The 13,119-nt window shown below is 59.2% G+C and carries 14 protein-coding genes and 1 other RNA gene; 7 read left to right on the forward strand and 8 right to left on the reverse strand.

From position 1 onward, the window contains the following. Nucleotides 1–55 precede the first annotated feature (55 nt). From GHO03_RS02740 to GHO03_RS02755, 4 genes are all read left to right on the forward strand, one after another. Nucleotides 56–976 carry an SPFH domain-containing protein gene (locus GHO03_RS02740; RefSeq protein ID WP_153399109.1) on the forward strand — a complete coding sequence of 307 codons (921 nt, stop codon included), beginning with the start codon at nucleotides 56–58 and terminating at the stop codon, nucleotides 974–976. 3 nt (nucleotides 977–979) lie between these two features. Continuing rightward, nucleotides 980–1,429, forward strand: a complete 450-nt coding sequence (locus GHO03_RS02745; RefSeq protein ID WP_095017786.1) for an NfeD family protein — start codon at nucleotides 980–982, stop codon at nucleotides 1,427–1,429. 66 nt (nucleotides 1,430–1,495) lie between these two features. After that, entirely contained in the window at nucleotides 1,496–1,810 is a 315-nt protein-coding gene (locus GHO03_RS02750; protein ID WP_095000725.1) for a DUF2388 domain-containing protein, read from the forward strand. A 258-nt stretch (nucleotides 1,811–2,068) separates the two neighbouring features. Further along, entirely contained in the window at nucleotides 2,069–3,211 is a 1,143-nt protein-coding gene (locus GHO03_RS02755; RefSeq protein ID WP_133143917.1) for a DegT/DnrJ/EryC1/StrS aminotransferase family protein, read from the forward strand. A gap of 78 nt (nucleotides 3,212–3,289) precedes the next feature. On the opposite strand, the gene gcvH is transcribed toward GHO03_RS02755, so the two are convergent. The 8 genes from gcvH to GHO03_RS02795 form a co-directional block, all read right to left on the reverse strand. Further along, nucleotides 3,290–3,673, reverse strand: a complete 384-nt coding sequence (gcvH, locus tag GHO03_RS02760) for a glycine cleavage system protein GcvH (protein ID WP_095000723.1) — start codon at nucleotides 3,671–3,673, stop codon at nucleotides 3,290–3,292. Between the two features lie 62 nt (nucleotides 3,674–3,735). Beyond that, on the reverse strand, nucleotides 3,736–4,818 hold the full coding sequence (gene gcvT / locus GHO03_RS02765; RefSeq protein ID WP_095000722.1) for a glycine cleavage system aminomethyltransferase GcvT: 1,083 nt from the start codon (nucleotides 4,816–4,818) through the stop codon (nucleotides 3,736–3,738). A gap of 153 nt (nucleotides 4,819–4,971) precedes the next feature. Next, complete coding sequence (locus tag GHO03_RS02770) at nucleotides 4,972–6,588, reverse strand: iron ABC transporter permease (RefSeq protein ID WP_133143918.1); 1,617 nt, start codon at nucleotides 6,586–6,588, stop codon at nucleotides 4,972–4,974. Between the two features lie 146 nt (nucleotides 6,589–6,734). Then, on the reverse strand, nucleotides 6,735–7,736 hold the full coding sequence (locus tag GHO03_RS02775; protein WP_095000720.1) for an extracellular solute-binding protein: 1,002 nt from the start codon (nucleotides 7,734–7,736) through the stop codon (nucleotides 6,735–6,737). Nucleotides 7,737–7,830: 94 nt separating this feature from the next. Continuing rightward, nucleotides 7,831–9,048: a 2-octaprenyl-3-methyl-6-methoxy-1,4-benzoquinol hydroxylase gene (locus tag GHO03_RS02780; RefSeq protein ID WP_176464258.1), complete on the reverse strand. Its 1,218-nt coding sequence runs from the start codon at nucleotides 9,046–9,048 to the stop codon at nucleotides 7,831–7,833. Between the two features lie 86 nt (nucleotides 9,049–9,134). Beyond that, on the reverse strand, nucleotides 9,135–10,322 hold the full coding sequence (ubiH, locus tag GHO03_RS02785; RefSeq protein WP_133143920.1) for a 2-octaprenyl-6-methoxyphenyl hydroxylase: 1,188 nt from the start codon (nucleotides 10,320–10,322) through the stop codon (nucleotides 9,135–9,137). Next, on the reverse strand, nucleotides 10,319–11,641 hold the full coding sequence (pepP, locus tag GHO03_RS02790; RefSeq protein ID WP_095000717.1) for a Xaa-Pro aminopeptidase: 1,323 nt from the start codon (nucleotides 11,639–11,641) through the stop codon (nucleotides 10,319–10,321). Before pepP ends, ubiH begins: the two co-directional genes overlap by 4 nt. Before the next feature lie 29 nt (nucleotides 11,642–11,670). Further along, entirely contained in the window at nucleotides 11,671–12,228 is a 558-nt protein-coding gene (locus GHO03_RS02795; protein WP_095017790.1) for a YecA family protein, read from the reverse strand. 134 nt (nucleotides 12,229–12,362) lie between these two features. Between GHO03_RS02795 and GHO03_RS02800 the strand changes: the two genes are divergently transcribed. The 3 genes from GHO03_RS02800 (at nucleotide 12,363) to ssrS (ending at nucleotide 13,095) form a co-directional block, all read left to right on the forward strand. Beyond that, complete coding sequence (locus GHO03_RS02800) at nucleotides 12,363–12,572, forward strand: TIGR02449 family protein (protein ID WP_095000715.1); 210 nt, start codon at nucleotides 12,363–12,365, stop codon at nucleotides 12,570–12,572. Next, nucleotides 12,569–12,886, forward strand: coding sequence for a cell division protein ZapA (locus GHO03_RS02805; RefSeq protein ID WP_095000714.1), 318 nt, complete (start codon nucleotides 12,569–12,571; stop codon nucleotides 12,884–12,886). Before GHO03_RS02800 ends, GHO03_RS02805 begins: the two co-directional genes overlap by 4 nt. 31 nt (nucleotides 12,887–12,917) lie before the next feature. Further along, nucleotides 12,918–13,095: non-coding RNA, 6S RNA (ssrS, locus tag GHO03_RS02810), on the forward strand. Nucleotides 13,096–13,119: the final 24 nt, after the last annotated feature.

The following is a 13,119-nucleotide window of genomic DNA, read 5'->3' on the forward strand; positions in this document are numbered from 1 at the left end:
GATCGCTACGCTTCACGCTCGTTTGTTTCTTACACCTCAAAAACAAGGAATGGTTATGCAAGTGGGTACTGTGATCCTGTTATTTGTCGCCCTGGCCATTGCCGTGCTCTTTATGGGCTTCAAGGTGGTGCCGCAAGGTTATCAATGGACGGTGGAACGCTTCGGGCGATACACCAATACCCTCAAGCCGGGCCTGAACATCATCATCCCGGTGATGGATCGTATCGGACGCAAGATCAACGTCATGGAAAGCGTGCTGGATATCCCCCCACAAGAAGTGATTACCGCCGATAACGCCACGGTACAAATCGATGCCGTGTGTTTCTTCCAGGTGGTCAACACGGCGCAAGCCGCCTATGAGGTCAACAACCTCGAGCATGCCAACCGCAACCTGCTGCAAACCAACATCCGCACCGTGCTGGGTTCCATGGAGCTGGATGCCATGCTCAGTCAGCGTGACGGCATCAATGAAAAACTGTTGCGCACAGTCGATGAAGCAACGGCACCGTGGGGCATCAAAATCACCCGTATCGAGATCAAGGACATCAGCCCGCCGGCCGACCTGATGGCCGCCATGTCCGGGCAAATGAAAGCCGAACGTATCAAGCGTGCGCAAATTCTTGAAGCTGAAGGGCTAAGGGCCGCAGCAATCCTCACCGCCGAAGGCAAAAAACAGGCACAGATCCTCGAAGCCGAAGGGGGCCGCCAGGCAGCGTTCCTCGAAGCCGAAGCCCGCGAACGCCAGGCCGAAGCCGAAGCCCGCGCCACACAAGTGGTGTCGGAAGCCATTGCCTCAGGCAACGTACAGGCGATCAACTATTTTGTTGCACAAAAATATATCGATGCGCTGGGCAAACTGGCTTCTGCCAACAACAGCAAGGTCATCCTCATGCCGCTGGAAGCCAGCCAGGTGATCGGCGCCGTGGGAGGCATCAGCGAAATCGTCAAAGCCACCTTTGATACCAGGAAGGCCTGATACATGTGGGAGTTTCTGCAAGACCTGAACTTCTGGGACTGGCTGGCTCTTGGCACGGTACTGCTGATTCTGGAGGTATTCGGCGCCGGTGGTTATCTGCTGTGGGTGGGCCTTGCTGCCCTGATTGTGGGCGGCTTGACGTTCCTGGCCCCGGAGCTGCCCTGGACACTGCAATTGCCGCTGTTTGGCGTGCTGGCGATCCTCACGGCGGTATTCTGGTGGCGGCGCCAACGTGGCACTGGGGAGAGTGGCGACCAGCCGAACCTCAACCGCCGCGGTCATGAGCTGATCGGTCGTACTTTTATCGTGCAACAGGCGATTGTCGAAGGGCGGGGCAAAATCAAGGTAGGGGACAGCGTATGGATGGCAGTAGGGCCTGACGCTCCGGTGGGAACATCGGTACGCGTAACCGAACAAAACGGAGCCGTGTTGAGCGTAGAAATTGTGCCGTAAGGTTACGGAACTCCTGCGCACTATTGGCAATCAAATACTATAGCTAATCTATCCGGAGTCACCGTCATGCGTCTCAAATATGCTGTTGCCGCTATCGCCTTGCTGTCCCTGCCTGTTGGTTCGGCCATGGCCGACAGCTTCTGGCGTAATGTGCTGTCTTCCGGCGCAACCACCGGGTCCACTTACCTGACCTTCAAAAAAGACCGCAAAGTCATCGCAGCTCAAGATGACGCCGGCAGTTTTGTCGCCAGTAACGGATCAATTCGTGGCCCGTACCTGGAATCGGCCATGCAACAAGTGCGCGCCGATAACCCGAACCTGAAAGTCAGCGATATGGACCTGGCTAACGCGATTCTGGTTAAAAACGCCACGGCTGAGTAAACACCTCCATCTGTGGATTCTCTGTTGCAGGTCAAGCCTTATTGTGGGAGCGAACCTGCTCGCGAACGACCTTCGCGAGCAGGCTCGCTCCCACAGTTGCAGTTTTCCTGTAGCAGCTGCTACGCAATACGGCCCTTGCTCATTCAGCCGCCATACAGAATTTTCACCAGCTGTGAGTGATCCTGCGGGTATGATCTTGAGCGCTATGCTGTTGCTCTTTGGTTACTCAAATTCACTCACATCGGACGTCATGCCTCTATGAGCTCGCTGCCTTTCCTGCCGTTTTCCAAACCCACCATTGATGAAGCCACCATTGCTGCCGTGGGCGACGTGTTGCGCTCGGGCTGGATCACCAGCGGGCCCAAGGTGCAGGCATTCGAAGCACAATTGTCCGAGTATTTTGGCGGGCGCCCGGTGCGCACTTTCAACTCCGGCACTTGCACCATGGAAATCGCTCTGCGCATTGCCGGAATCGGAGCCGGCGATGAAGTCATCACCACGCCTATTTCATGGGTCGCTACTGCCAATGTGATTATCGAAGTCGGTGCCACGCCGGTGTTTGCCGATATCGACCCGGTAACCCGCAATATCGATCTTAACAAGCTCGAAGCAGCCATTACCCCGCGCACCAAGGCCATCATTCCGGTGTACCTGTCGGGCCTGCCAGTGGACATGGACGCGCTCTACGCAATTGCCAAAAAGCATAACCTGCGCGTGGTTGAAGATGCGGCCCAGGCCCTGGGCTCCAACTGGCAAGGTGAGCGCATTGGCGCACGCGGCGATTTCGTTTCTTTCAGTTTTCAGGCCAACAAGAACATCACCTCATCCGAAGGTGGTTGCCTGGTACTGAACAATGAAGAAGAAGCGCGGCTGGCCGAAAAATACCGCCTGCAAGGCGTTACCCGTACCGGTTTCGACGGCCTGGATGTCGACGTGCTGGGTGGCAAGTTCAATATGACCGACATTGCGGCTGCGATTGGTCTGGGCCAGTTCGCCCATATCGAAACCATCACCGCCCATCGTCGGGCGCTGGCCAAGCATTACTTTGAGTGCTTCGGGTCGGATTTTGAAGCGGAATACGGCGCGCAACTGCCGGTGGCGGATTTCAACAACACCAACTGGCATCTGTTCCAGCTCGTGCTGCCTGAGCGCAAGGATGGTCAACCGGCGCGGGCGACCTTTATGAAAGAAATGCAGGCATTGGGCGTGGGCATCGGTTACCACTACCCGCCAATTCACTTGCTCAGCCTGTACCGCGCGCAGGGCTTTAAAGAAGGGATGTTCCCGGTGGCCGAACGTGTCGGGCGCCTGATCGTATCATTGCCGATGTTTACGGCGATGACCAAGGCCGATGTAGAGCGTTCGGTGGCAGCGGTGAAAGCAGTTCTGCAAAACGCCTGACCTCCCTGTGGGAGCGAGCCTGCTCGCGAAGCTTGTTCGCGAGCAGGCTCGCTCCCACAGTTGATATTCTTTTGCTCGTTACTCGCCGATTGCAGCCTTGTAGCCGGCAGCGTCCAGCAGTTTTTCCAGCTCGGCGGTGTTGCTTGGCTTGAGCTTGAAAATCCAGCTGGTGTACGGCTCGCTGTTCAGCGACTCAGGGCTGTCAGCCAGCGCTTCATTGACGGCAATCACTTCGCCCGACACCGGCGAGTAGATGTCGGAAGCGGCTTTTACCGACTCCACAACACCCGCGGTATCGCCAGCAGCGAATACTTTGCCAACTTCAGCCAGCTCAACAAACACCACATCCCCCAAGGCTTCCTGAGCGTGATCGCTGATGCCTACGGTAACCGTGCCATCTGCTTCCAGACGGGCCCACTCGTGACTTTCAGCAAAGCGCAACTCGGCAGGGATCAGGCTCATATTCAGTGTCCTCAAGTATAAATGTCAGCGGCATGCACTCTGTGCACGCCCGCCAGTAAACGTTAGATCAAGGCTTTGCCAAGACGAACAAAAGTCGGTTTGACTACGCGAACCGGGTACCACTTGCCACGAATCTCAACCTCGGCACGGTCAGCCGTTGCCATCGGAACTCGCGCCAGAGCGATCGATTTGCTTAGCGTGGGAGAGAAACTACCACTGGTGATCTCTCCTTCGCCAACATTGGCGATGCGAACCACCTGATGGGCGCGCAAAACACCCCGCTCTTCAAGCACCAAACCCACCAGTTTGAGCTGCACGCCACCGGCCTTTTCGGCCTCCAGCGCTTCGCGCCCCACGAACTTGCGTGAAGCAGGCTCCCAGGCAATGGTCCAGGCCATATTGGCGCAAAGGGGGGACACCGACAGGTGGATATCCTGCCCGTAGAGGTTCATGCCGGCTTCCAGGCGCAAGGTGTCGCGGGCGCCAAGGCCGATCGGTGAAATACCGGCGCCGACCAGATCGTTGAAAAAAGCCGGGGCCTGATCGGCCGGGAGCACGATTTCAAGGCCGTCTTCGCCGGTGTAGCCGGTGCGGGCAATAAACCAGTCGCCACAGCTCTGCCCTTCAAAGGGCTTGAGCTGCTGGATCAGTTGGGCACGGGCCTGGCTCACCAGTTCGGCGACCTTATGTCGCGCCTGTGGCCCCTGAATGGCCAGCAGGGCCAACTCTGGACGCTCCTGCAGTTGCACGTCATAGCCCTTAAGCTGAGCCTGCATCCAGGCCAGATCCTGATCGCGAGTGGCGGCGTTGACGATAAGCCGATAACCGCCAGGCATCAGGTAGACGATCATGTCGTCGACCACGCCGCCCTGCTCGTTGAGCATGGCGCTGTACAAGGCGCGACCGGGGGTGTTCAGTCGTTCGACATCGTTGGCCAGCAAATACTGCAACCATTGCTTGGCCTGAAGCCCGGTGATGTCGATCACGGTCATATGCGAGACATCAAAAACCCCACAGTCGCGGCGCACCTCATGGTGCTCCTCAACCTGCGAGCCGTAATGCAAAGGCATATCCCAACCGCCAAAATCGACCATCTTCGCGCCTAGGGCGAGATGCAGGTCATACAGAGGCGTACGCTGTCCCATGGGTTTCTCCTTCCGGGCTTGGCGAAGGTGCGGACAGGCTGCGGAGCATTTCAAGCCAAACAAGCGGCTTTTTTACATCACGCAGAAACCTGGCCTGACAGACAGACCGCACCGAATGCCGCGCATTGTAGCCGCATGCAGGAGGACTGACACCTAACCGATGCGATGGGCCGAGCGTCGAATCAAACCGATGACCGGTAACAAACCGACCAGTACCAGGGTCAAGGCCGGCAGCGAAGCCCGCGCCCACTCACCCTCGCTGGTCATCTCGAAGATGCGTACGGCCAGCGTATCCCAGCCAAACGGGCGCATCAGCAAGGTCGCCGGCATCTCCTTGAGCACATCAACAAACACCAGCAGCGCAGCGCTCAAGGTGCCCGGCAGCAGTAATGGCAGATACACCTTGAAAAACAGTCGCGGGCCACTGACGCCCAAACTGCGGGCGGCTTCGGGCAAAGACGGACGAATCCGCGCTAGGCTGTTTTCCAGCGGCCCATAGGCCACGGCAATAAATCGCACCAGATACGCCAGCAACAGGGCCGATAGGCTGCCCAGCAGCAACGGTTTGCCCGCACCGCCCAGCCACCCCGAAACAGGGATCACCAGTTCGCGGTCCAGATAACTGAACGCCAGCATGATCGACACCGCCAGCACCGAACCCGGCAAGGCATAGCCCAGGTTCGCCAGGCTGACCCCGGCACGGATAGCCGGGGTTGGCGCCTGGCGTCGGGCAAAGGCCAGCACCAGCGCCACGCTGACGGTAATCAGCGCCGCCATTGCCCCCAGATACAGGGTATGCACGATCAAACCGACATAACGCTCGTCCAGATCAAAGCGCCCGCGCTGCCAGAACCACACCACCAGTTGCAACATCGGGATCACGAATGCACAGGCAAACACCAGCAGACACCAGCCACTGGCCAGCCATGCCTTGGGCCCGCTCAGGTGGTAAAGGGCAGTGACCCGTGGTCGCTCGTTGCTGGCACGGCTGGCCCCCCTGGCGCGGCGCTCGCCGTAGAGCACCAGCATGACCACCAGCAACAGCAAACTGGCCAGTTGTGCTGCCGTCGACAGACTGAAAAAACCGTACCAGGTCTTGTAAATAGCCGTGGTGAAGGTGTCGAAGTTGAACACCGACACAGCACCGAAATCAGCCAGGGCTTCCATCAAGGCCAGCGCTACGCCGGCACCAATTGCCGGGCGCGCCATCGGCAATGCCACGCGCCAGAATGCCTGCCACGGGCTTTGCCCCAGCACCCGTGCCGCTTCCATCAGGCCTTTGCCCTGGGCCAGAAACGCCGTGCGCGCCAGCAGGTAGACATAGGGGTAGAACACCAGAATCAGCACGGTGATCACCCCCCCGGTTGAGCGCACCCGAGGCAGCCGCAAGCCCATGCCGAACCACTCGCGCAGCAGGGTCTGTATGGGCCCGGCGAAGTCCAGCAAGCCCACAAACACAAACGCCAGCACATAGGCGGGAATCGCAAACGGCAGCATCAACGCCCAGTCCAGCCAGCGCCTGCCAGGGAACTCACAGAGGCTGGTCAACCAGGCCAGGCTTACGCCCAACAGCGTGACGCCGATGCCCACACCGACGATCAGTGTAAGGGTGTTGCCCAGCAGGCGCGGCATCTGCGTGTCCCACAAGTGGCTCCAGATCTGGGCATCAATGCTTTGCCAGGACAGCAGCAACACGCTCAGCGGCAGCAGCACCAGGGCAGCAATGACAAAAACCAGCGGGTACCAGCGACGTTGGGCAGGATGGGCCACGAAAAACTCTCGGAGGTGGATGGGACGACGTGAAAACAAATGTGGGAGCGGGCTTGCTCGCGATGCAAACACCGCAGTTTCCAATGAAACCCCGGCGATGCTATCGCGAGCAAGCCCGCTCCCACAGGTATTACTTCAGATTTTGATCAGTTCCAGCCAGCACGGTCCATCATGCGGATCGCTTCAGCCTGGCGCTTGCCTGCCACTTCAACCGGCAGTGCATCGGCCTTGAAGCTACCCCAGCTCGCCACTTCCGCCGAAGGTGGAACGCTTGGGTTGGCCGGAAATTCCTGGTTTACGCCAGCGAAAATCGATTGGGCTTCAGGGGTGGTCATCCACTCCACCAATGCCTTGGCCGCTTCAGGATGCGGCGCGTACTTGGTCAGGCCAATACCCGACAAGTTGACGTGAACGCCACGATCCGCCTGGTTGGGCCAGAACAGCTTCACCGCCAGATCGGGCTTCTGCTTGTGCAGGCGACCGTAGTAGTAAGTGTTGACGATGCCCACGTCACATTGCCCGGCGTTGATGGCTTCAAGCACGGCGATGTCATCCGAGAACACGTCTGTGGACAGGTTGTTGACCCAGCCCTTGAGGATTTCTTCGGTTTTCTCGGCGCCATTCACTTCGATCATGGTGGCGGTCAGCGACTGGTTGTAAACCTTCTTGGCAGTGCGCAGACACAAGCGACCTTCCCAGTTCTTGTCGGCCAAAGCCTCATAGGTCGACAGTTCTTCTGGTTTAACCCGGTCCGTCGAATAGGCGATAGTCCGTGCGCGCAGGCTCAGACCAGTCCACTCGTGAGAAGAAGAGCGATATTGCGGCGGGATATTTTTGTCGATCACCTCGGAGGTGAACGGTTGCAGGATGCCCATTTGCTCAGCTTGCCAAAGGTTACCGGCATCCACTGTTAGCAACAGATCGGCGGTGGCGTTTTGCCCCTCGGCCTTGATGCGCTGCATCAGCGGCGCTTCCTTGTCGGTGATGAACTTGACCTTGACCCCGGTTTTCGCGGTGTAGGCATCAAATACCGGTTTGATCAGTTCGTCGATACGCGAGGAGTAAACCACCACCTCATCGGCAGCAGAAACACCGCTCGCAAAAACGGTCAGGGCCAGGGCAGTCAGTAGACGCTTGCGTGCCAACATGAGGGGCGGTCTCTCTTAATGCGAATCGGGCGTAAATGGTAGTGAATCACATTTGCCATCTCAACCTAACTCGCCCCGGAGGAGTTACCAGATGTTACGGCCTGGCCAACGGCGGCAGGTCGCCACTCAGGCCCAGTGCCTGACGCACAAACAAGGCCTTGGCCTCGGGCATTTTATCCACCCATTTCAAACCGGTGTTGCGCAACAGGCGGGCGGTCAGGGAGTCGGCCTGGAACAAGCGTTCAAAGCCCTCCATCGCCGCCATCAGCGCCAGGTTGTGGGGCATGCGCCGCCGCTCGAAACGGCTCAGCACACGCACATCCGCCAAACGTTCGCCACGGTCCACCGCGTGCATCAGCACATCGGCCAGCACTGCTGCATCCAGGAAGCCCAGGTTCACGCCCTGCCCGGCCAGCGGGTGGATGGTGTGCGCCGCATCACCGATCAACGCCAGGCCTTCGGCGACATAGCGTTTGGCATGGCGCTGGCGCAGTGGCACGCATACCCGTGGATCGGCACTCAGCACACTGCCAAGACGACCTTCAAAAGCCAGCTCCAGCTCACGACTGAACGCTGCGTCATCCAGCGTCATCAGGTATTGGGCTTGTTCGGGGGTGGTCGACCATACGATCGAGCACCACTCCTGCTGACCGTCACGCTCGAGCGGCAAGAATGCCAGCGGCCCTTGGTCGGTAAAACGCTGCCAGGCGGTCTGCTGGTGCGGTTCTGCACACCGTACGCTGGTGACGATAGCGTGGTGCTGGTAATCCCACTCACGGGTTTCACAGCCGGTGAGGCGACGTACGGCCGAGTTGGCGCCATCAGCGGCAATCACCAGCGGCGCCCGCAAGGTGCGGCCATCGGCCAGGGTCAGCAGCCAGTCGTCGCCAGAGCGGCGCATCTGCTCCAGGCGTGAATTGGCCAGCATTTCAATACAACTGCCCTGCAGGCACTCCAGCAGTGCGTCCTGCACCACACGGTTCTCGACGATATGGCCCAGCACGTCCGCGTGCACGCTGGCTGCCGAAAAGTGGATCTGCCCGGTGCCGCTGCCATCCCACACGTGCATATGCGAGTACGGGCTGGCACGGCGGTGGATGATGCCGTCCCAGGCGCCCAGACGCTGCAAAATGCGCTGGCTGGCCGCCGACAGGGCACTGACCCGAGGCTCGAACGGCGCTTCGCTGGCAAACGGCTTGACGCTCAGCGGGCCACCGTCGAGCAGCAGGATTTTCAGCCCGCTGTCCTTGAGCGCCAGCGCCAGTGCGCTTCCGACCATTCCGGCCCCAACAATCAGCAGATCTGCGCGCATTTCCATGCTTTAAGCCTGTCTCGCTAGCGGCGTACGCCGCACCTGAAAAAATGGATCGACACGGGGCAAGCTCGCCCCGGTCGTCATCAACTGTCTGCGCGGGTGCCCAGGCCCATTGCCTGACGGGCAAACCAGCGCTTGGCCGGTGGCAACAGGTCAAGGCCTAGAAGGCCCAGGTTGCGACCAAAGGACACCAGTGGCTGCTCACTGCCAAACACCCGCGTCACCTTGTCGGAGAAGCCGATGGTCAGTTGCTGGTCGAGTTGCTGCGCCTGTTGATAACTCAGCAGGGTGGCGAAATCCCCGGGTTGCTTGTCACTGCCCAACAAGGCATCGGCCAGCGCCCGGGCATCGCGCAGGGACAGGTTGAAACCCTGTCCGGCAATCGGGTGCAGGCTGTGGGCCGCATTGCCCAGCACCGCCAGATGAGGACGTACCTGCTCCTGCGCTTCAATCAGCGTCAAAGGATACAGGTGCCGCGCGCCCACTCGTTTGAGGGTGCCCAGACGATAGCCAAATACGCCCTGCAACTCGCTGAGAAAGCTGCGCTCATCCAGGGCTGCCAGACGCTGCGCGTCCATCCCCAAACGCGTCCACACCAGCGCGCAGCGGTTGTCAGGCAATGGCAGCAGAGCCATCGGGCCTTCTTCTGTAAAACGTTCGAACGCCATGCCAGCATGGGGCTGGCTCGGCGTGATATTGGCTATCAGCGCGCTCTGGTTGTAGGGCTGCTGACGCACATGGATGCCCAGTTTCTCGCGCAAGCCCGAACGCCCGCCATCAGCCAGGACGGCGAGATCGCAGTCCAGCGTGGTTTCGTCGTTGAGGGTCAGGCGATAGCCATCATCCAGCGGTTGCATGTGGATAACTTCAGCCGGGCAACGCCAGCTGATCACGTCCGGGTCCAGGCTTTTCCACAGGCACTGGCCCAGCCAGGCGTTTTCGACCACATACCCTAGCGCCGGAACGCCTTCTTCACTGGCCGACAAGCGAGCCGTCGAGAAGCGCCCGCGATCGGATACATGAATATCCTTGATCGGCTCACCGCGTTCAGCAATAGCCTGCCACAGGCCCAAGTGTTCATAGATCAGCCGGGCACCATAGCTGAGCGCCGAAGAGCGGGCATCGTAGCTTGGCTGATAGGCGTTGCCGGGGGCGAACGGCTCGATCAATACGATTTTCCAGCCACGGGCCCTGGCCCCGGCCTGCAACGCCAGCGCCAGGCTCGCCCCCACCAGACCGCCACCGATGATGGCCAGATTGACGCGGCTCATGCCGCGCCTGCCATCAACGCTTCGATCTCGGCGACAGTTTTTGGCACGTCGCCCGTCAGGATTTCACAGCCATGTTTGGTGACCACTACGTCGTCCTCGATTCGCACGCCGATGCCGCGCCATTTTTTCGCGACATCGAGGTTGCCGGGGCTGATATAGATACCCGGCTCGACGGTCAGGGTCATGCCCGCCTCCAGCACGCGCCACTCACCCTCGACCTTGTATTCACCCACGTCATGCACATCGAGCCCAAGCCAGTGGCCAGCACGGTGCATGTAAAACGGCTTGTAGGCCTCGCTGGCGATCAGTTCGTCAACGTCACCCTGCAATAGCCCCAACTCCACCAGCCCGGCGGTAATTACCCGGACTGTGGCTTCATGGGCCTGATTCCAGTGTTTATCAGGGGCAATTTCGGTAAATGCCGCCTCTTGTGCAGCCAGAACCAGCTCGTAGATCGCTTTCTGTTCCGCTGAAAAACGGCCGTTGACCGGGAACGTACGGCTTATATCGCTGGCGTAGCAGTCGATCTCGCAGCCAGCATCAATCAACACCAGATCGCCGCTTTTGAGCAGTGCATCATTCTCCTGGTAATGCAGGATGCAGCTGTTATCGCCAGAGGCGACGATCGAGCCATAGGCTGGCATTTTTGCCCCGCTTTTACGAAATTCGTAATCCAGCTCTGCCTCCAGGCTGTACTCATGCAAACCGGCGCGGCTGGCCTGCATTGCACGCACATGGGCGCGAGCCGAAATTTGCGCCGCATGGCGCATGACCTTGAGCTCTGCCGCCGATTTATACAGGCGCATGTCATGCAGCAGATGATCCAGAGCAACGAATTCGTTGGGCGGCTGGGCACCGAGGCTGGCCTTGGAGCGGATCGCGTTGATCCACTCCATCAGATTGCGATCGAATTCGGGATTGCCGCCCATCGCCGAATACACCCGGCTGCGGCCTTCGATCAGGCCCGGCAGGATGTCGTCGATATCGGTAATCGGGAACGCGTCGTCAGCACCGAAGTCGCGAATTGCGCCTTCCTGCCCGGCCCGCAGGCCGTCCCACAATTCACGCTCGGCGTTGCGCTCGCGACAAAACAGCACGTACTCGCCATGTGCCCGGCCCGGAATCAGGACGATCACGGCCGCAGGCTCGGGAAAGCCGCTCAGGTACTGGAAATTGCTGTCCTGGCGGTAAACATGTTCGACATCGCGATTGCGAATGGCCACCGCCGCAGCGGGCAGGATCGCAATGCTGTTGGGCTCCATCTGCGCCATGAGTGCCTTGCGGCGACGTGCGTATTCCGATTTCGGGATATGGATCATGGGCAGACGGTTTCCCTCTTGTCGATCAATCAGTGCAGCGAAGGCTTGGCTGGCGCGGCGTCAGCAGTTTTTTTGGTTTCGGTGAACAGCAACAGCGGCGCGACGCGCAGGTATTCCATCACTTCCATATAGTCGCTTTCGCCGTCTTCAGACTCTTCCAGGGCATCTTGCACCTGAGCGATGGCGGCCAGGTCGCGCAGCACTTCGTTGGCTTCATCGCTCAGCGAATAGGCGCGGCGGGTCAGACCGAAACCGGACAGGAAACCCTGGCACCACTGGCCCAGGGCAGCAGCGCGCTCGGTCAATGGTGCGTCGTCGGTCGGCAGCAACAGCACGACGGTCATGTCGTCACTGGTCAGCTCGCCCTTGACCATCTCTTGCAATCCGATCAAGGCATTGCGTACGTTGTCTTGTGGCTCACCAGCCAACAGTTCGGCAGCTTCGACCAGCCAGGCGTCGGCATCGAAACCGGCACCGGCACAGCTGCGACCCAGCAGGTGGCCATGCAGTTCGGCAGGCGAGACGGAGTGGCCGTTGGCGGTCAGCAGGGTTACAAAGGCTTGATACGGGGAATTCTGAATAGGCATGGTCAGCTAGGCGCCAAGCGGCGCTATGTCTAGAATGGAGGGCTTGTATCCTAGCATCGGCAGCCGTGCCAGACCATCGAGGCGTCAACTCGTTTGACAGTCACCGCCCATCAGAAAATACACAGTAGGACACAATGGAAGACACCGACCTGCATGCACTGATGGCTAGACTCGAGTTGCTGATTAGCCGAGTCGAGCAACTTAACCGTCAAAACGCACTCTTAACTGCTCAGGAAAAGACTTGGCGCGAGGAACGCGCGCACCTCATTGAAAAAAACGAAATCGCCAGAAACAAGGTGGAATCGATGATTTCGCGCCTCAAAGCCCTGGAGCAAGACTCATGAGTTCAAGCAGTAGCGTCACCGTGCACATCCTCGATAAAGAGTATTCGATCATGTGCCCCCAGGAAGAACGCAGCAACCTGGTGAGCGCCGCCCGCTACCTGGACGGCAAAATGCGCGAAATTCGCAGCAGCGGCAAAGTCATTGGCGCCGACCGTATCGCCGTAATGGCTGCGCTGAATATTACCCATGATCTGCTGCACAAGCAGGAAGTCGCCGAAGTTCAGACCAGCAGCACTACCCGAGAACAGGTACGCGACCTGCTCGATCGCGTTGATCTGGTGCTGGCCACTGATCCGAACGAACGCCAAAGCTGATTCAAATCGTTACTTTGGGGTATACTCGCGCCACTCCCTGGAGTATTCGCCAGTTAGCGATGTCCCTGAGCCGATTCGCACTACCCTGGAGCTTGCACGTTGGGCCGGTGTGCATGTCCGCTAGACGGAAAGCCTTAAGGTCTACTGCAACTTCCACCTTGAACTTTCGGGTTCAAGGGCCAAGCCGACAGCGGTACGTCGGGGAGCCTGATTTCCTAGCGCAATGCCAGCCA

It is taken from the genome of Pseudomonas sp. FSL R10-1339 (assembly GCF_009600545.1).
Lineage (GTDB): Bacteria > Pseudomonadota > Gammaproteobacteria > Pseudomonadales > Pseudomonadaceae > Aquipseudomonas > Aquipseudomonas bubulae.